Source organism: Kitasatospora sp. NPDC002522 (assembly GCF_053595195.1).
This window is the reverse complement of the sequence record NZ_JBSFXE010000024.1, coordinates 46628-71925: the sequence shown is the minus strand read 5'-3', so window position 1 is coordinate 71925 and position 25298 is coordinate 46628. Positions and strand designations below refer to the sequence as shown.

Annotated in this window: 21 protein-coding genes and 5 tRNA genes; 13 read left to right on the top strand and 13 right to left on the bottom strand. The window is 74.9% G+C overall.

The features are described from left to right. The first annotated feature begins 212 nt into the window (after positions 1-212). From ACWD4U_RS21185 to ACWD4U_RS21140, 10 genes are all read left to right on the top strand, one after another. Positions 213-1589, top strand: coding sequence for an FAD-binding oxidoreductase (locus ACWD4U_RS21185; protein ID WP_363453933.1), 1377 nt, complete (start codon positions 213-215; stop codon positions 1587-1589). A gap of 294 nt (positions 1590-1883) precedes the next feature. Further along, the gene (locus ACWD4U_RS21180) at positions 1884-2378 is read left to right on the top strand and encodes a GNAT family N-acetyltransferase (protein ID WP_363453935.1); all 495 of its coding nucleotides are present in this window, start codon (positions 1884-1886) and stop codon (positions 2376-2378) included. 417 nt (positions 2379-2795) lie between these two features. Continuing rightward, positions 2796-3821: a methionine ABC transporter ATP-binding protein gene (locus ACWD4U_RS21175; RefSeq protein ID WP_363453937.1), complete on the top strand. Its 1026-nt coding sequence runs from the start codon at positions 2796-2798 to the stop codon at positions 3819-3821. After that, a complete protein-coding gene (locus ACWD4U_RS21170; protein ID WP_363453939.1) occupies positions 3818-4558 on the top strand; it encodes a methionine ABC transporter permease in 741 nt (246 codons plus the stop codon). The genes ACWD4U_RS21175 and ACWD4U_RS21170 overlap by 4 nt, the downstream gene beginning before the upstream one ends. Before the next feature lie 73 nt (positions 4559-4631). After that, positions 4632-5468: a MetQ/NlpA family ABC transporter substrate-binding protein gene (locus ACWD4U_RS21165; RefSeq protein ID WP_363453941.1), complete on the top strand. Its 837-nt coding sequence runs from the start codon at positions 4632-4634 to the stop codon at positions 5466-5468. A gap of 147 nt (positions 5469-5615) precedes the next feature. After that, a complete protein-coding gene (locus ACWD4U_RS21160; RefSeq protein WP_363453943.1) occupies positions 5616-6242 on the top strand; it encodes a GNAT family N-acetyltransferase in 627 nt (208 codons plus the stop codon). Between the two features lie 136 nt (positions 6243-6378). Next, complete coding sequence (gene cbiE, locus ACWD4U_RS21155) at positions 6379-7617, top strand: precorrin-6y C5,15-methyltransferase (decarboxylating) subunit CbiE (protein WP_363453945.1); 1239 nt, start codon at positions 6379-6381, stop codon at positions 7615-7617. A gap of 407 nt (positions 7618-8024) precedes the next feature. Beyond that, positions 8025-12101: a nicotinate-nucleotide--dimethylbenzimidazole phosphoribosyltransferase gene (gene cobT, locus ACWD4U_RS21150; protein ID WP_363453947.1), complete on the top strand. Its 4077-nt coding sequence runs from the start codon at positions 8025-8027 to the stop codon at positions 12099-12101. 162 nt (positions 12102-12263) lie between these two features. Beyond that, positions 12264-13496, top strand: coding sequence for a uroporphyrinogen-III C-methyltransferase (gene cobA, locus ACWD4U_RS21145; RefSeq protein ID WP_363453949.1), 1233 nt, complete (start codon positions 12264-12266; stop codon positions 13494-13496). A gap of 53 nt (positions 13497-13549) precedes the next feature. Continuing rightward, positions 13550-14353, top strand: coding sequence for a TrmH family RNA methyltransferase (locus ACWD4U_RS21140; protein WP_363453951.1), 804 nt, complete (start codon positions 13550-13552; stop codon positions 14351-14353). 10 nt (positions 14354-14363) lie between these two features. On the opposite strand, the gene ACWD4U_RS21135 is transcribed toward ACWD4U_RS21140, so the two are convergent. The 8 genes from ACWD4U_RS21135 to ACWD4U_RS21100 all read right to left on the bottom strand — a co-directional run bounded on the left by ACWD4U_RS21135 (position 14364) and on the right by ACWD4U_RS21100 (position 21629). Beyond that, positions 14364-14738 carry a hypothetical protein gene (locus ACWD4U_RS21135; RefSeq protein ID WP_363453953.1) on the bottom strand — a complete coding sequence of 125 codons (375 nt, stop codon included), beginning with the start codon at positions 14736-14738 and terminating at the stop codon, positions 14364-14366. Positions 14739-14845: 107 nt separating this feature from the next. Then, positions 14846-15400 (bottom strand): hypothetical protein, encoded by a 555-nt coding sequence (locus ACWD4U_RS21130; protein WP_363453955.1) that lies wholly within the window; start codon positions 15398-15400, stop codon positions 14846-14848. A 51-nt stretch (positions 15401-15451) separates the two neighbouring features. Beyond that, a complete protein-coding gene (locus ACWD4U_RS21125) occupies positions 15452-16681 on the bottom strand; it encodes a sensor histidine kinase (protein ID WP_363453957.1) in 1230 nt (409 codons plus the stop codon). Beyond that, a complete protein-coding gene (locus tag ACWD4U_RS21120) occupies positions 16678-17322 on the bottom strand; it encodes a response regulator (protein ID WP_449787258.1) in 645 nt (214 codons plus the stop codon). The genes ACWD4U_RS21125 and ACWD4U_RS21120 overlap by 4 nt, the downstream gene beginning before the upstream one ends. Positions 17323-17423: 101 nt before the next feature. Beyond that, a complete protein-coding gene (locus ACWD4U_RS21115) occupies positions 17424-18209 on the bottom strand; it encodes a hypothetical protein (RefSeq protein WP_363453961.1) in 786 nt (261 codons plus the stop codon). Between the two features lie 150 nt (positions 18210-18359). After that, complete coding sequence (locus tag ACWD4U_RS21110; protein WP_363453963.1) at positions 18360-18998, bottom strand: class F sortase; 639 nt, start codon at positions 18996-18998, stop codon at positions 18360-18362. A 43-nt stretch (positions 18999-19041) separates the two neighbouring features. After that, entirely contained in the window at positions 19042-19419 is a 378-nt protein-coding gene (locus ACWD4U_RS21105; protein WP_363453965.1) for a hypothetical protein, read from the bottom strand. 173 nt (positions 19420-19592) lie between these two features. After that, positions 19593-21629 carry a protein kinase domain-containing protein gene (locus ACWD4U_RS21100; RefSeq protein ID WP_449787256.1) on the bottom strand — a complete coding sequence of 679 codons (2037 nt, stop codon included), beginning with the start codon at positions 21627-21629 and terminating at the stop codon, positions 19593-19595. Between the two features lie 539 nt (positions 21630-22168). On the opposite strand from ACWD4U_RS21100, the gene ACWD4U_RS21095 reads away from it, so the two are divergent. Then, positions 22169-22357 carry a hypothetical protein gene (locus ACWD4U_RS21095; RefSeq protein ID WP_363453967.1) on the top strand — a complete coding sequence of 63 codons (189 nt, stop codon included), beginning with the start codon at positions 22169-22171 and terminating at the stop codon, positions 22355-22357. 233 nt (positions 22358-22590) lie between these two features. On the opposite strand, the gene ACWD4U_RS21090 is transcribed toward ACWD4U_RS21095, so the two are convergent. The 5 genes from ACWD4U_RS21090 to ACWD4U_RS21070 form a co-directional block, all read right to left on the bottom strand. Beyond that, a tRNA-Val gene (locus tag ACWD4U_RS21090) sits at positions 22591-22665 on the bottom strand. Between the two features lie 27 nt (positions 22666-22692). Then, positions 22693-22764 (bottom strand) — tRNA-Val (locus tag ACWD4U_RS21085). Between the two features lie 33 nt (positions 22765-22797). Beyond that, positions 22798-22869 (bottom strand) — tRNA-Val (locus tag ACWD4U_RS21080). 36 nt (positions 22870-22905) lie between these two features. Continuing rightward, positions 22906-22979: transfer RNA gene (locus ACWD4U_RS21075), tRNA-Cys, on the bottom strand. Between the two features lie 40 nt (positions 22980-23019). Then, positions 23020-23092: transfer RNA gene (locus tag ACWD4U_RS21070), tRNA-Gly, on the bottom strand. Positions 23093-23394: 302 nt separating this feature from the next. On the opposite strand from ACWD4U_RS21070, the gene ACWD4U_RS21065 reads away from it, so the two are divergent. Both ACWD4U_RS21065 and ACWD4U_RS21060 read left to right on the top strand, forming a co-directional pair. Further along, positions 23395-24438 carry a chorismate-binding protein gene (locus ACWD4U_RS21065; protein WP_363454053.1) on the top strand — a complete coding sequence of 348 codons (1044 nt, stop codon included), beginning with the start codon at positions 23395-23397 and terminating at the stop codon, positions 24436-24438. Next, a complete protein-coding gene (locus ACWD4U_RS21060) occupies positions 24435-25253 on the top strand; it encodes an aminotransferase class IV (protein WP_363453969.1) in 819 nt (272 codons plus the stop codon). Before ACWD4U_RS21065 ends, ACWD4U_RS21060 begins: the two co-directional genes overlap by 4 nt. Positions 25254-25298: the final 45 nt, after the last annotated feature.

Below are 25298 nucleotides of genomic sequence, written 5' to 3'. Positions count from 1 at the left end.
GGAGGACTGGCAGGGGCTCCGAGGGGCGGAACTGCGAGGCGGCGGCCGGGCGCCGGGGAGACCTCCGCGCGACCGGACCTGTCGCGCCCTGTGGCCCTGTCCGCCACGCACCCCCGCCGTTCCCCGGGCCCCTGGGCTCGCCCGGGCGCCTGGCTTCGCCCGGGCTTGAGGTTCCCCGAGCCGGGTGGGGCGGTTCGGCCTAGCCTGGTGGCATGGCCAAAGCAGCCATGGCGCTAGCCGAAGGGTTCCGGGGCGAGATCGTGGTGCCCGGGGACGCGGGGTACGACGCGGCGCGGGCGGTGTGGAACGGGGCGGTGGACCGGCGACCGGAGGTGGTGGCGCGGTGCACCGGGGTCGCGGACGTGCTGCAGGCGGTGGCGGTGGCCCGGGAGCACGGGTTGCTGGCGGCCGTGCGGGGCGGGGGGCACAGTGTCGCGGGGCTGGGGGTCTGCGACGGGGGGATGGTGATCGACCTGTCGCAGTTGCGCGGCGTCCGGGTGGATCCGTCGCGGCGGATCGCGCGGGCGCAGCCGGGGGTGGTGTGGGGCGGGTTCGACCACGAGACGCAGGCGTTCGGGCTGGCGACGCCGGGGGCGCCGTGGTCGGCGGCGGGGATCGCGGGGGTGACGCTCGGCGGGGGGCTGGGCTGGCTGGCCCGGGCGTACGGGCTGACCTGCGACAACCTGCTGGAGGCGGACGTGGTGACCGCCGAGGGGCGGCTGCTGACGGTGAACTCGGCGTCACATCCGGACCTGTTCTGGGGAATTCGCGGGGGCGGCGGCAACTTCGGGGTGGTCACCTCGTTCACGTACCGGCTGCACAAGGTGGGGCCGCACGTGCTGTGCGGGGCGGTGTACCTGCCGGCCGAGGTGCTGGCGCCGACGGTGGCGGCGGTGCGGGACTTCATGGCGACGGCGCCGGACGGGCTGACGGTGTGTTGCGAGTTCGGGCGCGCCCGGGCCGCGGCGCACCTGCCGGAGAGGTACCGGGAGCGGACGCTGGTGCGGGTGGGGATGTGCTGGGCGGGCCGGGCGGACCGCGGGCGGGAGGTGGTGGCGCCGCTGCGGGCGCTGCCGGGCGTGGTGGCGGACACCGTGCAGACCCGGCCGTACACGCTGTGGCAGCAGATGCTGGATCCGGGGCGCGGCCCTGGCGCGGGGAACTACGGGCGCAGCGAGTTCCTGTCGGTGCTGGACGGGGCGGCGATCGACCGGCTGGCGGAGCACGTGGCGGCGATGGGCTCGCCGTACTCGGACGTGCAGTTGGCGTTCCTGGGCGGGGCGATCGCCCGGGTCGGGCCGGAGGACACCGCGTACACCTACCGGACGGCGCCGTACCTGCTGAACGTGCTGGCGCGCTGGGAGCGCGGGTCGGGGGAGCGGGAGGTGGCGTGGGCGCGGCGGTTCTGGCAGGCGATGCGTCAGTTCTCCTCGGGCGGGGTGTACGTGAACCTGCTGGGGCAGGAGGGGCAGCCGCGGGTGGTGGAGGCGTACGGGCTGGCGAAGTACGAGCGGCTGGTCGCCTTGAAGGACCGGTACGATCCGGGGAATCTCTTCCGGGTCAACCAGAACATCCGGCCGAGCGCCTGACGGTGTGTGGAGGTTCTGCGCCGGCCGGGTGTGGCGCTCGCCACGTTGGGGCGTCCGGAAGATTGAGAACAGTGGTCTCCTGGGTAGAGCGGTGGCGAACGTCTCCTTGACGGTCGCCCGGCTGCCCGGATACTGAGCGTGACAGTCCCCGGACGCCGGACCACCGTCGGGCGGGACGCGTCGCGCTAGCCCCGGGCCGGGCCGATCCCCGCCCGGGCACACCTCGGACAGGAGACCGGTGCGAGACCCTCACTCGCGCGCGCCGGGCACTTAACGATGGGGAGGCCCCCGCACATGGGCATGAGTGTGATCATCGCAGCGGCACGACCGGATGAAGCGGAGCAGATTCTCAAGCTCCAGTACCTCGGCTACCAGAGCGAGGCGGAGCTGTACAGCGACTGGACCCTGGACCCGCTGACCCAGACCCTGGAGAGCCTCCAGGTGGAACTGGCCGAGCACCGGGTGCTGGTGGCCCGGCTCGGCGACGAGGTGGTCGGCACCGTACGCGGCTGGGTGGACGAGGCCGGCGTCGGGCAGATCGGCCGGCTGGTGGTGCATCCGCGGATGCAGCGGCACGGCCTGGGCCGGCGCCTGCTGGCCGCGATGGAGGCGCTACTGACCGAGGACGGCGCGAGCGGCGGCTTCGAGCTGTTCACCGGCCACCGCAGCCTCGGCAACCTGCGGCTGTACCAGCGCCTGGGCTACCGCGAGACCGAGGTGCGCGAGGTGTCCCGGCGGCTGTCGATCGTGACGATGGCCAAGCCCGTGGCGGCCTCACTGGCGGCCTGAAACCGTGACTGCGGCGCCCGACCCGAACGAGGGGTCGGGCGCCGCAGTGCTTGTCCTGCAAGGGCCGTGTCCACTATCCGGACGCCGTTTCCCGGAAACTGGGACGTGGACCAATTGTCTGATTTACTTGCTTCCATGACCTCGACGATGACATGCACCCCGACCGGCGCGACGCCGGCAGGTGAGCGACGCATGTGCCGTCGAATGTGTTGTCGCTGAGAGCCTTCGCCCAGCGCCTGCTGACGTCCCGTCCGCTGATGACTCGTTAGGGCCACGCCCACGCGCGGCCCGCCCGACCGGCGGCCATGATCGACACGACGGCAGGAACCACCTCTTCCCCGGGCCCCGCGGGTGCCCGACCCCGCCATTGCCGCGGACGCCCCACCGGCGGTCCGCCGAGGACAAACGGAAGCAGCTGTGATCACCACCAAGGGCCTGACCAAGGTCTACCGCTCCCGCGGCCGCGAGGTCCGCGCGCTGGACGACGTGGACCTGCACGTTCAACCGGGCGAGGTCTACGGCGTCGTCGGCACCAGCGGCGCCGGCAAGTCCACCCTGATCCGGTGCGTCAACCTGCTGGAGCGCCCCACCGCGGGCAGCGTCACCGTGGACGGCGTGGAGCTGACCGCGCTCTCCGGCGGCGAGGAGCGGGCCGGGCGCGAACTGCGCGAGGCCCGCCGCCGGATCGGCATGGTCTTCCAGCACTTCAACCTGCTCGCCTCGCGCACCGTCCAGCAGAACGTCGAACTGCCGCTGGAGATCATCGGCCTGGACCGCCGCGAGCGCCGCCGCAAGGCCGCCGAACTGCTCGACCTGGTCGGCCTCGCCGACAAGGGCCGCAGCTACCCCAGCCAGCTCTCCGGCGGCCAGAAGCAGCGCGTCGGCATCGCCCGTGCGCTGGCCGGCGACCCCAAGGTGCTGCTCTCCGACGAGGCCACCAGCGCCCTCGACCCGGAGACCACCCGCTCGATCCTCAAGCTGCTGCGCGAGCTCAACGAGCGGCTCGGCCTGACCGTGCTGCTGATCACCCACGAGATGGAGGTGATCAAGTCGGTCTGCGACTCCGCGGCGCTGATGCGCGGCGGCAGGGTCGTCGAGTCCGGCCGGCTCACCGATCTGCTCGCGGACGGCCGCTCGCAGATCGCCCGGGACCTGTTCCCGCTCGGCGACTTCGCCTCCGGCCACGTCGGCCGCACCGTCCTGGAGATCACCTTCCAGGGCGACGCCCCGGCCCAGCCGTTCGTCTCCCAGCTCGCCCGCACCTACCAGATCGACATCAACATCCTCGGCGCCGCGGTGGAGACCATCGCAGGCCGGATGGTCGGCCGGATGCGGGTCGAACTGCCCGGCAGCCACACCGACAACGTGGTGCCGATCGGCTACCTGCGCGAGCAGGGCCTGCAGGTGGACGTCCTCGACCCGGCGAACGGAGCGGCGGCATGACCTGGGACCAGATGTGGGAACTGATGTGGCCCGCCACCTGGGAGACCCTCGGGATGGTCGGCATCGCCACCGTCGCCACCATCGTGATCGGGCTGCCGCTCGGCCTGCTGCTGGTGCTCACCGACCGGGGCGGGCTGCTGCAGAACCTCGCGGTCAGCCGGGTGCTCGGCGTGATCGTCAACGTCGGACGGTCGATCCCGTTCATCATCCTGATCATCGCGCTGATCCCGTTCACCCGGTGGCTGGTCGGCACCACGCTCGGCTGGCAGGCCGCCAGCGTGCCGCTCGCCATCGGCGCGATCCCGTTCTTCGCCCGGCTGGTGGAGACCTCCGTCCGCGAGGTCGACCCCGGACTGGTCGAGGCGCTCAAGGCGATGGGCGCCGGCACCGCCACCATCGTCCGCAAGGCCCTGCTGCCCGAGGCGCTGTCCTCGCTGGTCGCCTCCCTCACCACCACCGTCATCGCGCTGATCGGCTACTCCGCGATGGCCGGCGCGGTCGGCGGCGGCGGGCTCGGCAACCTCGCCGTCACCTACGGCTACCTGCGGTTCGAGACCGCCTTCATGTGGGTGATCGTCGCCGAGATCGTGATCATCGTGACGGTCCTGCAGACCGTCGGCGACTTCACCGCCCGCCGGCTCTCCCACCGCGGCGACTACCGCAGCCCGCTGGCGATGTTCCGCAGCGCCACCGCCAAGCCGGACGACACCGAGGAAGACCTGCTCTCCTCGCACTGACTTCCCGCCCCCACCAGGGACGGGCACCCCGGCCCCACCAGGGCCGTACGCAACCCGCAGAAAGGCACTTTTCGTGCGTAACGTTCTGAAGACCACCGCCGTCACCGCCACCGCCGCCGGACTCGCCCTGGCGCTCGCCGCCTGCTCGTCCGGATCCTCCGGCTCCGGGGCCTCCGCCGACCCCAACAAGGCGCTGACCGTCGTCGCCAGCCCCACCCCGCACGCCCAGATCCTCCAGTACGTGAAGGACAATCTGGCGGCGAAGGCCGGGCTCAACCTCGACATCAAGGTGGTCACCGACTACGTGACCCCCAACACCTCGGTCCAGGACGGCTCCGCGGACGCCAACTACTTCCAGCACCAGCCCTACCTCGACGACTTCAACAAGAAGCAGGGCACCAGCATCGTCGCCGTCGAGCCGGTGCACCTGGAGCCGCTCGGCCTGTACTCCAAGAAGGTCAAGTCGCTCGGCGAGCTCGCCAACGGCGCCCAGGTCGCCGTCCCCAACGACGCCACCAACGAGGGCCGGGCGCTCAAGCTGCTCGCCGACAACAACGTCATCACCCTCAAGTCCGGCGCCGGCACCACCGCCACCGTCCAGGACATCGCCTCCAACCCGAAGAACCTCAAGTTCAAGGAGCTGGAGGCGGCCCAGCTGCCGCGCGCCCTGGCCGACGTCGACGCCGCCGTCATCAACGGCAACTACGCGCTCGAGGCCAACCTCAAGCCCGCCACCGACGCGATCGCCCTGGAGAAGGCCGAGGGCAACCCCTACGCCAACATCCTGGCCGTCAAGAAGGGCCACGAGAACGACCCGCGGGTGCAGAAGCTCGCCGAGCTGCTGCACTCCGCCGAGGTGAAGAAGTACATCGACGACACCTTCCAGGGCTCGGTCATCCCGGCGTTCTGACCCGCCCTCAGCACCGCCCCGCAGCGCCCCCGGCAGACCGCCGGGGGCGCTGTCCTGACGAGCCGTCGGGTGTAATGCCGGTACGCTGGCACGCCCGAGGGAGGGCGGGGCGTACGGTGTGTCCACGACCCGGCGAGGAGAGACGGCATGGTTGCGAGCTTCCCCGAGACAGCCATCAGCACCGAACGGCTGCTGCTGCGCGCCCTTGAGGACCACGACGCCGCCAGCCTGGCCGCGCTGCTGGCCGACGAACTCGTCCAGACCTGGACCGCCCACCACGGCCCCGACCCCGAGGCCCGCGCCCGGGAACTGATCACCCGTCAGGCTCCCGCCCGGCGCACCGAGGGCCGCGGAATCGTTTTCGCCGTCACCGAGCACCTCACCCAGCGGATGGTCGGCCTGCTCGAACTCGACCGCACCGACTGGCAACTGCGCAGCACCGAACTCCAGATCGTCACCGCCCCCTGGGCCCGCGGCGAGGGCTACGCCCCCGAAGCCGTCTCCGGCACCGCCCAGTGGCTGTTCGAGGACCGCGGCTTCCTCCGCCTGGAGATGCGCACCGCGGCCGGCAACACCGCCGCCCAGCAGGTCGCCCAGAAGACCGGCGCGATCAGCGAGGGCGTGCTGCGCAGCGCCGGCATAGTCCACGGCGGCGAATGGGGCCCCGGACCGGCGGAACGCACCGACCTGATCCTCTGGAGCCTGCTCCCCGAGGACCTCGACCCGCCCGCCCGCACCCACCCCGGCGACCGCCGCCACGCCCTGCGCCACTGACCGGGCCGTCGACCGGCGAGGGGACGAATCGCGCGGCAGTGCGTCGCACACCCCCGGCCAGACGGTAGCCTCTGCCTGGGCGCGCCACGGCGGGCCCGCCAGGGGTGGAACACAGGCGTAGGGAGAGCGGCCGCAGATGGCTGACCGGATCACGGTCATCGGGTGGGACGGCACACCGCTGACACAGGCCGCGGCCAGCGCACTCGCCGGCGCCACCCTGGTCGCCGGAGCGGGCTACCAGCTCGCCGCGCTGCCCGTCCCCGAACACGCCGAGCGCATCGGCCTCGCCGACCTGCGCGCCGCCGCGCGCCGGCTCGCCGACCACCGCGGCACCGCCGTCGTCGTCGCTGAGGGCGACCCGGGCTTCTTCGGCGTCGTCCGCACCCTGCGCCGCCCCGAGTACGGCCTCGAACTCGAAGTCCTGCCCGCCGTCTCCTCGGTGGCCACCGCGTTCGCCCGGGCCGGGATGGCCTGGGAGGACGCCCAGGTGGTCTCCGCACACGGCGGACGACTGCGCCGCGCCGCCAACGTCTGCCGCGCCCACCCCAAGGTCGCCGTCCTCACCACCGCCGAGGCCGGACCCAGCGAACTCGCCCTGATGCTGCGCGGCGTCCCCCGCACCTTCGTGGTCTGCGAGGCCCTCGGCACCCCCGAGGAGGACGTCACCGTCCTCACCTCCGAACGCGTCCCCGACCACGACTGGCGCGACCCCTCCGTCGTCCTGGTCATCGGCAACGTGCCGCTCGCCGAGGAGGCCGCCGGCTGGCTGGCCGGCAAACCCGTGCGCTACCCCGGCCCGCAGCGCGGCTGGGCCCTGCCCGCGCAGGCGTACGCCGGAGCGGACAGCGGCGACCGGCGCCCCCGCGCACTGCCCCCGCACGTCCGCGCCCTGGCGCTCGCCCGGCTCGCGCCCGCCCCCGGCGACCTGCTGTGGACCGTCGGCGCCGGCGACGGCGCGCTCGCCGTCGAAGCCGCCAGGTTCGGCGCCGCCGTGGTCGCCGTCGAGGCCGAACCCGCCGACTGCGCCCGGATCTCCGCCAACGCCCGCCGGGCCGGCGTCGAGGTCGAGACCGCCGCCGGTGACGGCCCCGAAGTCCTCGGCGCGCTGCCCGAACCCGACGCCGTCGCCGTCGAGACCGGCGGCCCCGCGATGCTCCGCGCCGTCGTCGACCGCAAACCCGAACGCGTGGTCGCCGTCGCCCGCAGCCTCGCCGAAGCCGGCGAGACCCGGCAGATCCTCGACGCCGCCGGCTACCACACCGACGGGCTGCTGCTCCAGTCCGCGCCCCTGCGCGCCGAACAGAGCGCCGGCGCAGGACCCTCGTTCGGCCGAGGCGACTACACCCTGCTGATCTGGGCCGAGCCGCGGGAATGACCGCCCCGGCCGACCCCGACGGTGATCCCTGTCGCATCGGGACAGGGATTCGAGATCGCCCCCGGCCCGGCCGGTAGGGTTTGCCCCGGGGCGGCACCCGGCGAGGCTGCACCCGTGTCCGATCCGGCACGGTTGTCACCTTTTTGACGCGCTGCAACCCCAAACGGCCCGCTTCGCGGGCATTCGACGCGGTGCGCACCGGCCCGGAAGAATGCCGCGAGGGTCCGAAGCGGCCGTGCCGTCGTGCCGGTTGCCCCGGGCTGTCGTTGTTTCTGATGGCACGCCACCCGTGCGGGTGACGGCAGATGGAGTGAGGGACGGGTCGGTGCGGTCCCGTTCCGGCGGAGTGGGCGGGACCCCAGGGCACCCCGCCAAGGACGCGCAAGCGGCCTGGAAGGAGCATTGACATGACCGATGGCGGCCACGCCCCGAGTGCCGGTCCCCTCACGCCCGAACCCGGGCCCGGCGGACCCGTACCGGAGCACCACCTCGGCGCGCCCCTTCCGCCCGTGGCACCGGTGGCGCCCGCCTGGCACGGCGACCAGCGCCCCGCCTACACCTTCCTCGACCAGCCCGACGGCGACGAGGACGACGACGTGCTGCTGATGCCCGGCCCGCAGGCCGCGTGGGGCGACGCCGTCCACGGACCCGCCGAGAGCGGCCTGACGGGCAGTGAGTTCCCCGCCGCGGCCGTCCCGGGCACCCCCGTCGCGCCGTCCTGGCCGCCGCTCACGCCCCCGCCGGTCGCCCCGCAGTCCGGGATGCCGCAGCCCGGCGTACCCCAGGCGGACCTCGCGCAGGGTGGTCTCGCGCAGGCCGGCATGGCGCCGCCGCTCGCCGAGCAGCCGCTCGCGCCGCAGCCGGTCGCGCCGCTGTCGGTGGCTCCGCAGTCCGTTCCGCCGCTGGTCGCCTCCCAGCCGGTGGCCGAGGCTCCGGCGACGCCGGCCGGCGGTACGCCCGCGGCCGGGACGCTGCACCTCGGCGGCGCGGCCCCGCAGGCCGCCGCGCAGGCGATGACGGCGCCTCAGCCGCGCCGTCCGCTGCACGCCGGGCCGCCGATCCCGGACCCCTCGCTGATGACCGGTCAGGTCCCGGTCCGCTCGCTCGCCGACCGCGGGCCGACCGCCCCCGGCGGCACCCCCGCGTACGGCGTGCCGGTGCCCGCCGAAACGGTGCAGCAGCAGCCGGTCGCCGTCCAGCCGATCCCGGTCCCGGCTCCCGTCCAGCCGCAGGTGGTCGAGGCCGCCGCCGCTGCCGTCGTCGCGGACGCGCCCGTCGCCCACACCGCGCCGGTGCTCGCTCCGCCGGTCGTGGCGGTGCCGTCGGCTGACGGTGTGTCGGGTACGGCGGTGCCGGCCGACGTCGTCTCGGACGGTGTGTACGTGCAGCCGTCGGCCGTGCCCGCGGAGGCCGTTGCCGCGCCGGTCGCGCCGGTGGTCGAGAACGCGCCCCCGCAGCCGGTCGTCGCGGCGCCGGGCGTGCCCCCGCTGGCGGTCGAAACAGTGGCGCAGCCGGAGGTCGTGGCCGTCGGCGGGCCGGTGGGCGAGCCCGTCGTGGCGGCCCCTGCGCAGGCCGCGGAGGCCATCGTGCGGGCCGGTCAGGACACGGACACCGTGCCGCTGGCGATCGTCCCGGCGCAGGTCCAGGCTCCGGTTCAGGTTGCGGTTCAGGCCCCGGCGCAGGTCGCCGAGCCCGTCGTGGCGGCGGCCGGCGTGACGCCGTCCGCGGTGCCGGACGGGCAGCCGGTCGCGCCGGCCGGGCAGGGTGTGGCGGCGGTCGTGGGGGCCGGCCCCGCGGTCGCCGAGCTGGCGCAGGCTGTGGCGCAGGCCGCCGAGCCGGTCGTCGGTCCGGTGCCGGCCGGGCCCGTCGTCGATGCGGCCCAGCCGATCGCCGTCGCGCCGGTGAGCCCCGCGCCGCTGGGCGTCGAGCCGGTGGCCGTCCCGGTGCCGGCCGCGGACGCCGTCGAGCCGGTGCAGCCGGGTTCGCCGGTCGTCGCCGCCGAGCCGGTCGCCGTCCCGGTGCCGACCGCGGAGGCGAGCGCTCCGGCCGCGCCGAGCCCGGTCCCCGCGGAGGCCCAGCCCGTCGCCGTTGCGGCGCAGCCGGGGCCGGCCGAGGTCGTCGTGCTCCCGCAGGACGGGGAGCCGGTCACCGACTCCGTGTACGCCCCGGAGGCCGTCGCGCCGACCGGTGAGACGGCGGAGCCCCAGGCCGTTCCCGCGCAGGGCGAAGCGTCCGTTGCCGCACCGCAGCCCGAGGCCCCGGCCGCCGACGAGGCGTCAGCCGTCGTCGAGGAGCCGGTCCAGGCCACGCCCAAGCGCTCGTCCGGCCGGGGTGCGCACCGGCGGATCTCCGCCTTCCTGGCCGCCCCCGCGGGGCTGCCGGTGCTGGAGCCGGAGGCGCAGGTGACGGAGGCTCAGGCCGAGGCGCCCGCGCAGCCGGAGGCCGCCGACCCGCAGGCCGCCGCCCACCCGCAGCCCGCCGAGGCCGCGCCGGTCGCCGAGCCCGCCCCCCACCCCGCCGCAACCGAGACCGATAGCGCCGTGATCGAAGCCGAAACCCCCAGCACCGAGTCCGCCGACCTCGCCGCGGCCGCCGCCGCCACCGAGCCGGCCGCCGACACCGAGCCCGGCGCCGTCACCGAGGCCGCAGAGCCCGCCGCCGTCACCGAGGCCGCCGAGTCCGTCGAGGAGGTCGAGCAGGTCGAGGAGGCCGCGCCGGCCGAGGACCGGGGCGAGGCCGCGCCCGGGTACGACGACGCGGGGCGGGAGGCGGTGCACCAGGTGATCCGGGAGCGGCGCGACATCCGCAACGGCTTCCGGCCGGACCCGATCCCGCACGAGGTGCTGATCCGGGTGCTGGAGGCGGCGCACACCGCGCCGAGCGTGGGCTACTCGCAGCCGTGGGACTTCGTGGTGATCCGGTCGGCGAAGACCCGGCGCAAGATGCACGAACTGGCGGAGCGTCAGCGCGAGGCGTACGCGGACTCGCTGCCGAAGGCCCGGGCCAAGCAGTTCAAGGAAATCAAGATCGAGGCGATCCTCGAGACGCCGGTGAACATCGTGGTGACCGCGGACCGCACCCGCGGCGGCCGGCACACCCTCGGTCGGCACACCCAGCCGCAGATGGCCCCGTACTCGGCGGCCCTCGCGGTGGAGAACCTGTGGCTGGCCGCCCGCGCCGAGGGCCTGGGCGTCGGCTGGGTGAGCTTCTTCGACGAGGAGGAGCTGGTCCGCGAACTCGGCCTGCCCGAGCACCTCGACGTGGTGGCCTACCTCTGCGTGGGCTTCGTGGACGCCTTCCCGGACGAGCCGGAGCTGCAGCAGCAGGGCTGGGCGAAGAAGCGCCCGCTGTCCTGGGTGGTCCACGAGGAGCAGTACGGCAACCGGGCGCTGCCCGGCGAGGAGCCGCACGACCTGCTGTCGGAGACGCTGCGCGGGATCCGTCCGCTGGACGCCAAGGCGCTCGGCGAGGCGTGGGACCGGCAGAAGCGGATGACCAAGCCGGCCGGATCGCTCGGCATGCTGGAGATCATCGCGGCGCAGCTGTCGGGCCTGTCCCGCAAGTGCCCGCCGCCGATCCCGGAGCCGGCCTGCGTGGCGATCTTCGCGGGCGACCACGGGGTGCACGCCCAGGGCGTGACGCCGTGGCCGCAGGAGGTCACCGCGCAGATGGTCGGCAACTTCCTGGCCGGCGGCGCGGTGGTGAACGCCTTCGCGGCGCAGGTCGGCGCCGAGGTGTGCGTGGTGGACGTCGGCGTGGCCGCCGAACTGCCGGACGCGATCCAGCAGGGCCGCACCACCGGTCTGCTGCCGCGCAAGGTCAAGCCGGGCACCGACGACATGACGCAGGGTCCGGCGATGAGCCGGGAGGAGGCCCAGCGCGCCATCGAGGTCGGCATCGAGACCGCCCGCGACCTGGTCGCGGCCGGCAACAAGGTGCTGATCACCGGCGACATGGGCATCGCCAACACGACCGCGTCCGCCGCGCTGATCTCGGTGTTCACCGGCACCGACCCGGCCGAGGTGACCGGCCGCGGCACCGGCATCGACGACGCCACCCACACCCGCAAGGTCGAGGTGATCCGGCAGGCGCTGGAGCTGCACCGGCCCGACCCCGCCGACCCGATCGGGGTGCTCTCCGCGATCGGCGGCCTGGAGCACGCGGCGATCGCCGGCTTCCTGCTGGGTGCGGCGTCGCTGCGCACCCCGGTGATCCTGGACGGCGTGATCGCCGGCTCGGCGGCGCTGGTCGCCAAGGCCATCGCCCCCGAGGTGCTGGCCGCCTGCATCGCCGGCCACCGCTCCGCCGAGCCCGGCCACCAGGCCGCGCTGGCCAAGCTCGGCCTGCGCCCGCTGATCGACCTCGACCTGCGGCTCGGCGAGGGCACCGGCGCCCTGCTGGCTCTCCCGCTGGTGCAGAGCGCGGCCCGGGCGATGCACGATGTAGCCACCTTCGACTCCGCCGGAGTCACCGAGAAGGCCTAGTACGGGTCCGGCGCCACCCGCCGGACCGGGCCTGACCCTCCACCGGCGTCCGGCCGCCCCCTCCCGTGCGAAGGGGGCGGCCCGGGCCGTACCCGTCGCGGCTCAAGGGCGCGCCGCCGCGGGGCTCCCGACCGTCCGCCGCCCACCCAGGAGCTCCCCCTCATGACCGCGCCCAACCCCCACCCGTCCACCCAGGGCCTCACCCCGTACCCCGTCGGGCTGCTGCTGGCCGGCCGCCGCGTCGTGGTGATCGGCGGCGGGCAGGTCGCCCAGCGCCGGCTGCCCGCGCTGATCGCCGCCGGGGCGGACATCCACCTGATCTCGCCGTCCACCACGCCCGCGGTCTCCGCGATGGCCGACGCCGGCGAGCTGACCTGGCATCAGCGGGCGTACGCCGACGGCGACCTCGCCGACACCTGGTACGCGCTGGTCGCCACCGACGACCCGGCCGTGAACACCGCGGTCTCCGCCGAGGCCGAGCGGCTGCGGGTGTTCTGCTCGCGCAGCGACGACGCCTCCGCCGCCACCGCCTGGACGCCCGCCTCCGGGCACGACGGCGGCGCCACCGTCGCCGTGCTCACCGGCGACCCCCGACACTCCGCCGCGCTGCGCGACTCCATCGTCGCCGGGCTGCGGGACGGCTCGCTGGCGGCCCGTCAGTACCGCGCCCACCCGGCCGGGGTGGCCCTGGTCGGCGGCGGCCCCGGCGACCCCGACCTGATCACGGTGCGCGGCCGCCGGCTGCTCGCCGACGCCGACGTGGTGGTCGCCGACCGGCTCGCCCCGCGCGAGCTGCTCGCCGAACTGCCGCCGCACGTCGAGGTGATCGACGCCTCCAAGATCCCCTACGGCCGGTACATGGCGCAGGAGGCGATCAACCAGGTGCTGATCGAGCACGCCAAGGCGGGCCGGTTCGTGGTCCGGCTCAAGGGCGGCGACCCGTACGTCTTCGGGCGCGGCGGCGAGGAGTTGCTGGCCTGCGTCGAGGCCGGCGTCCCGGTCACCGTGGTCCCCGGCATCTCGTCGTCGATCAGCGTGCCCGCCGCGGTCGGCATCCCGGTCACCCACCGCGGGCTGACCCACGAGTTCACCGTCATCTCCGGCCACGTCGGCCCCGACGAGCGCTCGCTGACCAACTGGGCCGCCGCCGCGCAGATGACCGGCACCCTGGTGCTGCTGATGGCCGTCGACAAAATCGGCGCCATCGCCGCCAAGCTGATCGAGTGCGGCCGCAGCGCCGACACACCCGTCGCCGTGGTCCAGGAGGGCACCACCGCCGCCCAGCGGCGGGTCGACGCGACCCTGGCCACCGTCGGCGCCGTCGTCGAGGCCGAGGGCGTCAAGCCGCCCGCGGTGATCGTCATCGGCGACGTGGTGCACGTCCTGGAAGGCTGACGCATCCGGGGGAGCGGGCTCCGGCACCGCTCCCCACGTGCGAAAATCGTGCGATGTCCGAGCCACTGACCGTCACCGACGCCGCCGACCCGCGCCTGGGCGACTACACCGACCTCACCGACGTCGAACTGCGCCGCCGCCGCGAACCCGCCGAGGGCCTGTTCATCGCCGAGGGCGAGAAGGTGATCCGGCGCGCCCTCGCGGCCGGCTACCGGATGCGGTCGATGCTGCTCACCGCCAAGTGGCTCGGCGTGATGGACGACGTGATCGCCGCCGTCGACGCCCCCGTCCACCTGGTCGCGCCCGCCCTCGCCGAACAGGTCACCGGCTACCACGTCCACCGCGGCGCCCTCGCCTCGATGGAACGCAAGCCCCTCCCGGACGCCACCGAGGTGCTCGCCGGAGCCCGCCGGGTCGCCGTCCTCGAAGGACTCGTCGACCACACCAACCTCGGCGCGATCTTCCGCTCCGCCGCCGCGCTGGGCATGGACGCCGTGCTGCTCTCCCCGGACTGCGCCGACCCGCTCTACCGACGGGCCGTCAAGACCTCGATGGGCGCGGTCTTCTCCGTCCCCTACGCCCGCCTCGAACCCTGGCCGGACGCCCTCGGCGCCGTCCGCGAGGCCGGGTTCGAGCTGCTCGCCCTCACCCCCGCCGGCGCGGACGACTTCACGCAGGCCCGCCCCCACCTGCTGCCCAAGGCCGCGCTGATGCTCGGCGCCGAGGGCGACGGCCTCACCCCCAAGGCCCTCTCCGCCGCCGACCGCCGGGTCCGCATCCCGATGGCGCACAGCATCGACTCGCTCAACGTGGGCGCCGCCGCGGCCATCGCCTTCTACGCCGTCAGCAACGGCTGAGGGCACCCGCTCACACCGGCGCGAACACGTCCTCGTCGACACCGTCCAGGACGAAGCCGTTGTCGAACCGGACCCGGACGGCCGACCGCGGGCCCTGCCGCCGGAACGCCTCCCACTGCGGCTGCAACGCGGCGACCTCGTCCGCCAGGCGCTTGCGGCTCTCCTCGGGCATGGTGTGCCCGTAGTCCTCGAACAGCGCCTTGAGCCGCTCGTACTCGCGCACTCCCTCGCCCGGCGGCAGCTCACCGGCGAGCCGCTCGACGGTGCCCTCCACCCCCGCGCCCAGCAGGAGGAACCCGATCCCCGGCCCGTCCTCGCCGGCGAACGCCTCGCCCAGACCGAGGTCCGCCACCAGCCTGACGCGCTGGCCTTCCATCAGGGTCATCGGCCCCGTACCTCCCGGCTCGCTCCACGCCGCCCGCCGAACCGGCCGCGGCCTGCGCCATTATCCGCTGTCGCGCGCGCCCCGGGGTCGCGCGCCGCACCCGTCGCTCAGGCGGCCCGGCCGGTCGGCGGACTGATCGGCTGCGGGGCCGGACGGCGCGGGTCGTGGTGCCGACGGCCCGTCAGGTCGCCGATCCGCAGCACCAGGTCCGGCGCCGGCGCGGCGGGCCACACGGTGAGCCGGTGCTCCTCCACCGCGCGGGCCGCGGTGTCCGCCTCCCGGCCCCGGTCCCGGCCCCGGGTCTGCACCCGTATCCGGTACCAGCCCCGCCCGGCGTGCGCCAGGTTCCCCGCCCCGGCGGGCTCCACCCCGTCCCAGGCGCGCAGCCGCAACTCCCCGCTGCTGTACACCGAGAGCTCCACCACGCTCTCCCACTCCGGCCCCGGCTCGCCCGGCCGCTCCCCACTCCGCACCACGCCCAGCCGGATCAGCCCCGTGTGCGTCCCGCACAGCACCGTCAGGTGATCCGGACAGGCCGCCGCCACCCCGTTCCCGTGGAACACCCGGGTCAACGCGTGCCCGTCCCACCCCTCCGGCAACTCCGGCCCGTACAGGAAGTACAGGCAGTCCGCGACATGCATCGCCTCGGTCGTCCACGTCATGCGGCACATGCTCCCGCCGCCCACTGACAGCACGTCACCGACCCGGGCGGGTCAGACGGCGGGGAGGCGGAGGGTGGCGACCGCGCCGCCGTCGGGGTGGTTGCGCAAGTCCAGGGAGATGCCGAGGGCCTCGGCGTGGCCCTGGGCGATGGTCAGACCGAGGCCGTGGCCGTGACCGCGTTCCGGGGCGCCGGTGCGGAAGCGCCGAGGGCCCTCGGTGAGGATGTCGGCGGGGTAGCCGGGGCCGTGGTCGCGGACCGTGAGGACCGGGCCGTCGAGCACCAGCAGGACCGGGGCGCGGCCGTGCCGGTGGGCGTTGGCGACCAGATTGGAGAGTATGCGGTCCAGGCGCCGCACGTCGGTGGTGACGGCGGCGTCGGCGACGATCCGCAGCTCGGTGGGCGCCGGCGCGGCCGCCGCCGTCCGGGTCGCCACCGGTCCGAGCCGCACCGTCGTCAGCTCCAGCCGGTCCGCGCCCGCGTCCAGCCGGGACACCTCCAGCAGATCCTCCGTCAGACTCCGCAGCACCCGCACGCGGTCCTGCACCAGCTCGGTCGGCCGCCCGGCCGGCAGCAGCTCGGCCGCCGTCACCAGCCCGGTGAGCGGGGTCCGCAGCTCGTGCGCGACGTCGGCGGTGAACCGCTGCTCGTCGGCCAGCTTGCTGCTGAGCACCGCGGACATCGAGTCGACCGCGGCGGCGAGTTCGGCCACCTCGTCGCGCGGCCCGCCGAGCGGCCCGATCCGGGCGGTCAGGTCGCCCTGGGCGATGGTGCGGGCGGTGCGGGCGGCCGTGCGCAGCCGCCCGCTGATCCGGTCGGCGGCGAACACCCCGGCCAGCACGGTGACGGCGACCGAGAGCGCGGCCGAGACCTGAATGGTGCGGTCGAGCTGCCCGATGGCCCGCTCGTCGTCGCCGTAGTCGATCCGGACCGAGACCACCTTGCCCGGATCCGCCGCGGTGCCGGCCCCGATCCGGGCCGCGGCCCACATCACGGTGCCGTTCGGGCCGGGGCCGAGCACCGAACCGCGGTGCCCGCGCTCGGCGAGCCGCCGCAGCTCGGCGGGGAGGGCGGGGTCGTCGGTGGCGGCGCCCCAGGCGACGCCCAGGTCGCCGGTGCGCTCGTAGCCGGTGAGCACCGAGCCGAGGGCACCCTCCGCCGCCGTCCTGGCCTGCCCGACGTGCTGCGCCACGGAGGCGCGGTGCACCAGCAGGCCGACCGTGATGGCCACCAGCACGGAGACCAGCGCGACGGTCGTGGCGATCTGGCGGCGCAGGTTCACCCGGACCGCCGCAGCTTGTAGCCGAAGCCCCGGATGGTCTCGATCCGGCCCGCGCCGATCTTGGCGCGCAGCCGCTGGACGTGGACGTCCACCACGCGGCTGTCCGCGTCCCAGGAGTAGTCCCAGACCCGCTCCCGCAGGGTCTGCCGCTCCAGCACCACGCCGGGCGCGGCGGTGAACTCCAGGAGCAGCCGCAACTCGGTGGGCGTGAGCGGCACCTGACGGCCCGCCACCCGGACCTCCATCGCGTCGGTGTCCAGCTCCAGGCCGTCGATCACCCGCACGGCCCGCGGCGGCTCGGGCTCGGGCGGCTCGGCGGGCGGCTCGGCCACGGCCCTGGTCCGGCGCAGCACGGTACGGATGCGGGCCACCAGCACGGCGCTCTCGAAGGGCTTGGTGATGTAGTCGTCGGCGCCCGCCTCCAGCCCGGAGATGACGTCGATCGGCTCGGTGCGGGCCGACATCATCAGGATCGGCAGCTGGCTCTCCTCCCGGATCCGGCGGCACAGGCCGACCCCGTCGAGCAGCGGCAGCATCACGTCGAGCAGCAGCAGGTCGGGCCGGTGCGCGCGGAACCGCTCCAGGCCGTCCAGTCCGTCGACGGCGGTGTCGACCGGGAAGCCGTAGCGCTCCAGCGCCATGCGGGTGGCTTCGCGGATCACCTCGTCGTCCTCGACCAGCAGGATGCGCGGTGCGGCGGGGGTGGTGTCGGGCACGGGGGTGCTCCCGGAGTGCGGGCCGCTCACGCAGCGGGCTTGACGGGTACGGGCGTCGGCGCGGCGGGCGCCTGCTTGGCGGGCGGCACGGTCGGGACCGGGCTCGGCGCCAGCGAGCTCTTCGGCTCCGTGCGCTCCGGCCTGACCGAGGGCTCCGCGGTGGGCTCGCAGTAGGGGCCGCCCGCGTCGGGCCCGGTGGTCTTCCGGCGCACCGTCACCAGGCGGTCGTCGTGCCAGCCGTAGGCGGTCTCGGTCTGGCCGGGCCCGCTGTCCGGGTCCTTGACCAGGAGTTCCGGACCGACGGTCTCGGCGGTGAAGCCGGAGGCCACCTGCTGGGCGAGCACCGAGTACAGCTGACCGTCCTTCAGCGCGTAGACGTGCAGGTAGCCGGACCCGGAGCCGAACAGCGCGGCGGTGATCAGCTCCGGCTTCCCGTCCCCGCTCAGGTCCCGGTACTGGGCCGGCCGGACCTGGCAGTCCTGACAGCCCGCCAGCGCCTTCCGCTCCTCCTGACGCAGCGAGGGGTCCCTGGCCAGCACCGCCGCGGCCTCGACGGTCCGGATGTCGTCACCCGCCACGGTGATCCCGGGCACCGGGGTGAGCGGCGGCAGGGACCCGGACGCCTTCGGCGTCGCGGTGGCCGTGTGCTCGGAGGCCGGCCAGAGCGGCTCCGAGCTCGGGCGGACGGCGACGGTCCGGGCCGGTCCCGCGTCGCGCAGCCGGCCGGCGTCGCCGCAGCCGGAGACGGCCGCGACCACCGCGAGCAGGACGGCGCCCCGGGCCAGGGCGGAAGGGCTGGGCCAACGACTCACGCTGGGTGTGCCTTTCGGGATCGGCGGCCGGACGGACCGGTGGTCGGTGACCCAGTCTGCCCGACGGGCGGACGCCTCCGACCGGACGGCCCGTCAGGGGGACGTCCGGCCGGAGGCGGTCGGGTGGTGCGGTCGGGTGGTGCTCTCGGGTCAGGGCAGCAGGTCGGCGAGCACGATGATGTTGTCCAGGTAGTGCCCGTCGCCCCCGAGCGCGCCGCCACAGGTGACCAGCCGGAGCTGTGCGGTGGTGGTGTTCCCGTAGACCAGCTCGGTCGGGAACCGGCTCTTCGGGTACTGCACCAGCTCGCGCACCCGGAAGGCCACGGTGCTGCCGTCCTCCCGGCGCAGCTCGACCCGGTCGCCCGGAGCGAGCCGGGGCAGCTGGTGGAACACCGCCGGGCCCTTCCGGGTGTCCAGGTGGCCGAGCAGCACGGCCGGTCCGGTCTCGCCGGGTGCCGGGCCGTTGCGGTACCAGCCGACCTGCTCGGGCCGGTCCATCGGCGGGACCTCGACCGTCCCGTCCGCGTTCAGCCCGGTCGCCGCGACCGGCGCGTCCACCCCGATCCGCGGGATGACCAGCCGGACCGGCGGTGCCACGGGGACAGTGGCGCCCTGTCCCCGCCCGGCCGCCGAGGCCCCCGGCGCGGGCTGACCGGCCTGACCGGACTGGTCGACCTGGCCGGACTGGTCGGCCTGGCCGGCCTGCGCCGAGGTGATCCGTACCGGTGCCTGCTCCGCGGAGCAGCCGAGCAGCACTGCCCCGCAGGCCAGCGCGAGGGCGCCCGCCACCGCGGCCGGTGCCCGGCGTGGGCTCCGGCGGCGGTGGCGCGGACTAGCCGCGCGCCCCGGCACGGCGGCGCAGGACGGCGAAGCCGAGGCCGGCCGCACCCGCGGCGGCCAGCCCCGAGCCGAGCACGAGCGTGGTGGTGGAGTCCTTGGACTCGCCCTCACCGGTCTGGGCACCGCCCTTCGGGACGACCTTCACCTGCGCGTCCTTGCCGGGCACGGACGGCACGGGCGAGGGCTTGGCGCCGTCGGCCGGCTTCGTGGGTGCCACCGACGGCACGGCGCTGGGCGCGGTGGAGGCCTTGGGGCTCTGCGGGCTGCCGTCGGCGAAGGCCGTGGAGCCGGCGAACGCCAGCGCACCGGCGACACCGACGGAGACCAGAACGAGCCGTGCCGCGTGCCGGACGGTCGTGGTTCCTGCCATGGGATTTCCTCCCGAATGCCTGTCACCCCCGGTCCGGTGACCGGGAGTTGGTACGGCAGACGTTAGGAAGCGCACTTCACGGTGCCCGGCCGGCCGGGTAACAGCCACCGAGCGGCTCTGTAACAGTCCGCAGGCCCGACCCGGCCGTCCGGGAGGCGCGGCTTCGCGGCAGGTCAGGGGGCCGGCGGGGTGGCCGCGGTGCCGGAGACGCCGGTGCCGGGCCAGGACTCCTCGAGGCCGCCGTCGGGGCGGACGGTGTAGCGGGTGGAGGAGACGGCGCCGGTCTGCGGGACGCGTTCCTCGCGGATGAGGGCGCCGTTCTCGATCCGCCAGACGGCGCCGGCCTGCGGGTTGGCGGCGGAGGCGCGGCCCGCCAGCAGGACGGGTGCGTCGCCGGTGAAGCCGTACAACTGGACCAGGTCGACCGGGACGGAACCCTCCACCCGGCGCAGCACCACCAGCGTGGCGTTCGCGTCGCGGTAGCGGGCGGGCAGCACCGCGGAGAGCGAGATCGGGGCGCCCGCGTCGGTGGAGTGGCCGTTCTGCAGGCGGATCGCGGGGCCGCCGGACGGGTCGGGGTAGCTGCGGTTCGGCCAGTCCACGGCAGGCGGGTTGCCGACCGCCGGGCTCAGGCCGCTGTCACCGTGGGCGGCCCCGGGCGCGCCGTCGATGGAGAGCGGCGCCGACACCGGGGTGCCGCCCGCGGCGGGCGTCGCCGAGGCCGCCGGGCCCAGGCCCTGCGCGCTGCGGTTCTCGCAGCCCTGCGCCACCGCGATGGCCAGCGCCACCCCGAGGGTCACCGTGACGAACACCACCAGCCGCTGCCGCAGCAGCCGCTGACGGGGCGTCGGCCGGCCGGGGTGCGGAGCGCCGGGCTTGCGGCCCGGCGGGGGAGTGCGGTCGCGCCCGGGCACCGGGGTGCGACCCGGCCCGGTCGGACGCGAGCGCAGGGTGTCGCCGTCCCGGCTGGGCCGCCGCGGACCGGCCGCACTCGCCCCGCCGGGCCGCCGCTCGCGCACCCCCTCACCGGCGTCCTGCCGCGGCATCGCCGGCGGCGCCACGGACGCCGCAGCCGGGCGCGCACCGCGTTCCGCCGCCGACACCCCGTCAGCCACCCGGCCCGCCGCACCCGCGACCCGACCGTCCGCGAGGCGGCCGCCCGCGACCCATCCGTCCGGATAGCCGCCGCGCCCGCCCGAGGCCGCCGTCCGCCCGTCGCCCGGGTACCCGGCCGCCGCGTACCCGGCGCCGGCCTGCGCCGTGCCCGCGTGCGCCGTGCCCGCCGTGCCGCTCTCGGCCCGCGCCCCGGCCGGCCGCCGCCCGGGGGCGGCGTCCTGGCGCAGCGCCTCGGCACTCTCGGCCGCCGCCTCGCCGCGCGAACCCCGCGCCGCGCCCCGGCCGCCGCGGGCGGCCAGCTCGCTGAGCCGCTCGTGCAGGGCGGCGGCGGGCGGCCGCTCGGAGGGCTCCTTGGCCAGGCAGGCCCGCACCACGGGGGCGAGCACGGGGGCGACGCCGGTGAGGTCGGGCTCCTCGTGGACGACCCGGTAGAGCATCACCTCGGACGAGGCGCCCGAACCGAACGGCGACTCCCCGGTGAGCGCGAAGGCCAGCGTCGCGCCGAAGGCGAAGACGTCCGTGGCGGGCGTGACCGCCGCACCGCGGACCTGCTCGGGCGCGAGGAAGCCCGGCGAGCCGACGGCCGTGCCGACGTGGGTGAGCGTGGAGGCGCCGCGCGACCAGGCGATACCGAAGTCGATGATCCGCGGGCCCTTGGGGGAGAGCAGGATGTTGGACGGCTTGAGGTCGCGGTGCACCACCCCGGCCTCGTGCACCTTCACCAGCCCGTCCGCCAGCGCCGCGCCGATCCGCGCCGCGTCCGCCCAGGCCAGCGGCCCCTCGTCGGAGACCTGCTTGTACAGCGAGGGCCCGGGCACGTACGCGGTGGCCAGCCACGGCCGGTCCGCCTCGATGTCGGAGCCGACCACCCGGGCCGTGCAGCCGCCGCGGATCCGCGAGGCGGCGGCGATCTCCCGGGCGAAGCGGGTGCGGAACTCGGCGTCCCCGGCCAGCTCGGCGCGGATCAGCTTCAACGCGACCCGCTGCCCCTTGCGGTCCGAGCCGAGGTACACCACGCCCATCCCGCCGGCGCCGAGCCGTCGGTGCAGCCGGTACGGGCCGACGATGCGGGGGTCCTCACGCCTCAGCCGCATCATCGCCATGCTGTACCCGTTTCCCGTTCCGTCAGCCTGTGGGGTGAGGCCCCGTCGGATTGGGGCACCGTCAGACAACTGTCTCGGCACAGCTTACGGACAGGTAGCGGCCCCATGCTGACACGCAACACCCGAACCGCCGGTCTGATTGTCAGATCCGCGCCGTATCCTCCGCCGCCCCCTCCCGGGCACCCCGCGCCGACCTGCGACGCTCCGAACCCGAACCGTCCCCCGCCCCGCGCTCGACGGCCCGTCAGCGCCCCTCCGCCCGGCCCCCCGCCCCCACCCCCTCAGAAGCGCCCTAGGGGTCGCCTCGGGGTGCGCGCGCTCCCGTCTCCGACTCCAGGCGTATTCCGAGCCCACCCGTCTCATCCCAGCGGAGGCGATCGGAACGGTACGCGGGCATGACGACCCGGAAAACCGTCCCCCCCTACGGTGGTTACTGCGAGGGCGGGCCGCTCGGACCCCCGAGAACTCCGCCCCCGCGCCACCACCCCGAACCCGCCGCACCACCGCAGCCCGGCAGGAGCAGACGACCCATGGCACCGCACAGCAGCGCCCGCCGCCGCCGTCCGTTCGTCTGGCCGTCGCCCGGAGCGCAGACCCGGCACCCGATGGTCGCGCTGGCCATCGCGGTGCCCTGCGCGGTGCTGCTGATGATGCTGTTCGGCGCGTGGGACCAACTGGCGGCCCAGACCAAGGCGGTCGCCGATCTGATCGGGCGCTGACCCCCCATGGGGTAGGGGTCTTCGCCGGCCCGGAGCGGCCCTCACCCGTCGTGGACGGACAGGGTGAGCGGCGCAGGCTGCAGCTCCGGCCCACCCGGTGGCCGGGAACGACACGTCGGTGAGGGCGTGCCGTCCCCGGCCACCGACCCTTCTTGGTCCGTCGACACCGGGCGGAAACATCGGGGCGGAAACGCCGAGAGCCGCCGCCCTGGACGGGCGACGGCTCTCAACTGTGGTGCGCGATACTGGGATTGAACCAGTGACCCCTACCGTGTCAAGGTAGTGCTCTCCCGCTGAGCTAATCGCGCGGGTTTGTACAGGCCAGAAGGCCGGCGTGCGCGATACTGGGATTGAACCAGTGACCCCTACCGTGTCAAGGTAGTGCTCTCCCGCTGAGCTAATCGCGCAGGATGATCCGAAGACCAGATCCGAAGATCAAGTGCGCGATACTGGGATTGAACCAGTGACCCCTACCGTGTCAAGGTAGTGCTCTCCCGCTGAGCTAATCGCGCGGGGAGGACCCCCGGTCGAAACCGGACGGTACCTCTTGGAGGTGGAGACGGGATTTGAACCCGTGTACACGGCTTTGCAGGCCGTTGCCTCGCCTCTCGGCCACTCCACCAGGCAACACACAGGAGAACGATCTTACCTGTTCTCCATCGAGCGGACGACGAGATTCGAACTCGCGACCCTCACCTTGGCAAGGTGATGCTCTACCAACTGAGCCACGTCCGCCTGTCTCCCGGTCGGCTTCCCCGTTTTTCTCGGCTCCGCTTCCCGGCGACGTGTTGAACTCTAGCGGATTCCCGGGCCAGCTGAAAAATCCGTTCCCGCAGCGTGGCGCGGGGGTGGCCGCCACGTGGTGATCCGTCAGCCGGGCCAGGGAGGCTCCCGCAGGCCCGCGACCTAGACTTTCCGGTACCGGGGCGATCCCCCGGGGCCCGCCCCCGCGCCCGCGCGGGGCGTGCGGGCAGCACCGAAATCCGTGCAGGAGAACCGTGTCCGGCCGCACCGTCCCGCTCAGCCCCGACCAGCCGATGGCCCGCTTCGCCGGCCGCCTCGCCACCGGGCTGCGCGAGGTCACCGACGACCCGGCCGCCCTGGAGCGCGGCGGGTTCTGGGCCGTCGCCCACGATTTCGAGGGCCGGCTCACCTGCGCCCGGTTCGCCGACGTCCGCCCCGACCCCGCCCAGCCCGCCACCGACGGCTGGCGCGGTCCGGCGCCGGAGAGCTGGCACAGCTCCCTGGACGCCGACGCCTACCGCGCGGGCGTGCGCCGGATCCGCGAGCACATCGCGGCCGGCGAGGTCTACCAGGCCAACCTCTGCCGGGTCCTGAGCGCCCCGCTGCCCGACCCCGAGCACAGCGACATCGACGCCCTCACCGGACTCCTCGCCGCCCACAACCCGGCTCCGTACGCAGGAACGATTCGCCTCCCCGAACAGGGGGTCGAGATCGCCACCGCCTCACCCGAGCTCTACCTCAGCCGGCACGGCCGCACCGTGCTGTCCGGACCGATCAAGGGCACCGGGCGCACGGAGCACGACCTGCTCGACAAGGACCACGCCGAGAACGTGATGATCGTCGACCTGGTCCGCAACGACCTCGGCCGGGTCTGCGAGACCGGCAGCATCACCGTCCCCGACCTGTGCGCCGTCGAGAAGCACCCCGGCCTCGTGCACCTGGTCTCCACCGTCCAGGGTCGCCTGCGCCCCGGCGCGGGCTGGGCCGAGCTGTTCGACGCCACCTTCCCGCCCGGCTCCGTCACCGGCGCCCCCAAGTCCAGCGCCCTGCGCATCATCCGCGCCCTGGAGACCGCCCCCCGCGGCCCCTACTGCGGCGCCGTCGGCTGGGTCGACGCCGACCGCGGCCAGGCCGAACTCGCCGTCGGGATCCGCTCGTTCTGGATCGAACGGGACACCGGCACGCCGGTGCTCAGGTTCGGCACCGGCGCGGGCATCACCTGGGACTCCGACCCCGACCGCGAATGGCGTGAAACCGAACTCAAGGCCGCCCGCCTGGTGGCGATAGCCTCCACCGGGACCCTCGACCGAGCAAGCAAGGAGCCATCCCGCCGATGATCTGGGTCAACGGAACACTCACCGCCGAAGCCGACGCCCACCTCTCCGTCCTCGACCACGGACTCACCGTCGGCGACGGCGTGTTCGAGACCGTCAAGGCCGAGCACGGCGAACTCTTCGCGCTCACCCGCCACTTGGACCGCCTCACCCGCTCCGCCCGCGGCCTCGGGCTGGCCGACCCCGACCACGACCGGGTCCGCGAGGCCTGCGCGGCCGTCCTGGCCGCCCAGCCGATGCCGCTCGGCAGGCTCCGGATCACCTACACCGGCGGCCGCGCCCCGCTCGGCTCCGAGCGCGGCGACTCCGCACCCAGCCTGATCGTCGCCCTCGGCACCGCCAAGCCCCGCCCCGACACCACCGCCGTGGTCACCGTCCCCTGGCGCCGCAACGAGCACGCCGCGACCGCCGGACTCAAGACCACGTCCTACGCCGAGAACGTCATCGCGCTCGCCGCGGCGCACCGCGCGGGCGGCAGCGAGGCGCTGTTCGCCAACACCGCGGGCCGACTGTGCGAGGGGACCGGCTCCAACGTCTTCGTGGTCCTCGACGGCCGACTCCTCACCCCGACGCTCGCCTCCGGCTGCCTGGCCGGCATCACCCGCCGCCTCGTCATCGACTGGACCGGCGCGGAGGAGACCGACGTCCCCCTCGACGTCCTCACCCACGCCGACGAGGTCTTCCTGACCTCCTCCCTCCGCGACGTCCAGGCCGTCACCCGCGTCGACGACCGCGAACTCCCCGGCCCCGGCCCGGTCACCCGCAAGGCGATGGCCGTCTTCGCCGAGCGCGCCGCGCACGATCGCGACCCGCACTGAGACGCGGCCCCCGGCCGGGGCCGTGGGGCGGTAGAACGGCGGTGC

What these genes read in the sequence shown, in the direction of transcription:
- ACWD4U_RS21185 (WP_363453933.1), top strand. Translation starts at nt 213, where the DNA reads ATGGCCAAAGCAGCCATGGCGCTAGCCGAAGGGTTCCGGGGCGAGATC.
- ACWD4U_RS21180 (WP_363453935.1), top strand. Translation starts at nt 1,884, where the DNA reads ATGGGCATGAGTGTGATCATCGCAGCGGCACGACCGGATGAAGCGGAG.
- ACWD4U_RS21170 (WP_363453939.1), top strand. Translation starts at nt 3,818, where the DNA reads ATGACCTGGGACCAGATGTGGGAACTGATGTGGCCCGCCACCTGGGAG.
- ACWD4U_RS21160 (WP_363453943.1), top strand. Translation starts at nt 5,616, where the DNA reads ATGGTTGCGAGCTTCCCCGAGACAGCCATCAGCACCGAACGGCTGCTG.
- cbiE (WP_363453945.1), top strand. Translation starts at nt 6,379, where the DNA reads ATGGCTGACCGGATCACGGTCATCGGGTGGGACGGCACACCGCTGACA.
- cobT (WP_363453947.1), top strand. Translation starts at nt 8,025, where the DNA reads ATGACCGATGGCGGCCACGCCCCGAGTGCCGGTCCCCTCACGCCCGAA.
- cobA (WP_363453949.1), top strand. Translation starts at nt 12,264, where the DNA reads ATGACCGCGCCCAACCCCCACCCGTCCACCCAGGGCCTCACCCCGTAC.
- ACWD4U_RS21140 (WP_363453951.1), top strand. Translation starts at nt 13,550, where the DNA reads ATGTCCGAGCCACTGACCGTCACCGACGCCGCCGACCCGCGCCTGGGC.
- ACWD4U_RS21135 (WP_363453953.1), bottom strand. Translation starts at nt 14,738, where the DNA reads ATGACCCTGATGGAAGGCCAGCGCGTCAGGCTGGTGGCGGACCTCGGT.
- ACWD4U_RS21130 (WP_363453955.1), bottom strand. Translation starts at nt 15,400, where the DNA reads ATGACGTGGACGACCGAGGCGATGCATGTCGCGGACTGCCTGTACTTC.
- ACWD4U_RS21120 (WP_449787258.1), bottom strand. Translation starts at nt 17,322, where the DNA reads ATGGCGCTGGAGCGCTACGGCTTCCCGGTCGACACCGCCGTCGACGGA.
- ACWD4U_RS21105 (WP_363453965.1), bottom strand. Translation starts at nt 19,419, where the DNA reads ATGGCAGGAACCACGACCGTCCGGCACGCGGCACGGCTCGTTCTGGTC.
- ACWD4U_RS21100 (WP_449787256.1), bottom strand. Translation starts at nt 21,629, where the DNA reads ATGCGGCTGAGGCGTGAGGACCCCCGCATCGTCGGCCCGTACCGGCTG.
- ACWD4U_RS21095 (WP_363453967.1), top strand. Translation starts at nt 22,169, where the DNA reads ATGGCACCGCACAGCAGCGCCCGCCGCCGCCGTCCGTTCGTCTGGCCG.
- ACWD4U_RS21065 (WP_363454053.1), top strand. Translation starts at nt 23,395, where the DNA reads ATGGCCCGCTTCGCCGGCCGCCTCGCCACCGGGCTGCGCGAGGTCACC.
- ACWD4U_RS21060 (WP_363453969.1), top strand. Translation starts at nt 24,435, where the DNA reads ATGATCTGGGTCAACGGAACACTCACCGCCGAAGCCGACGCCCACCTC.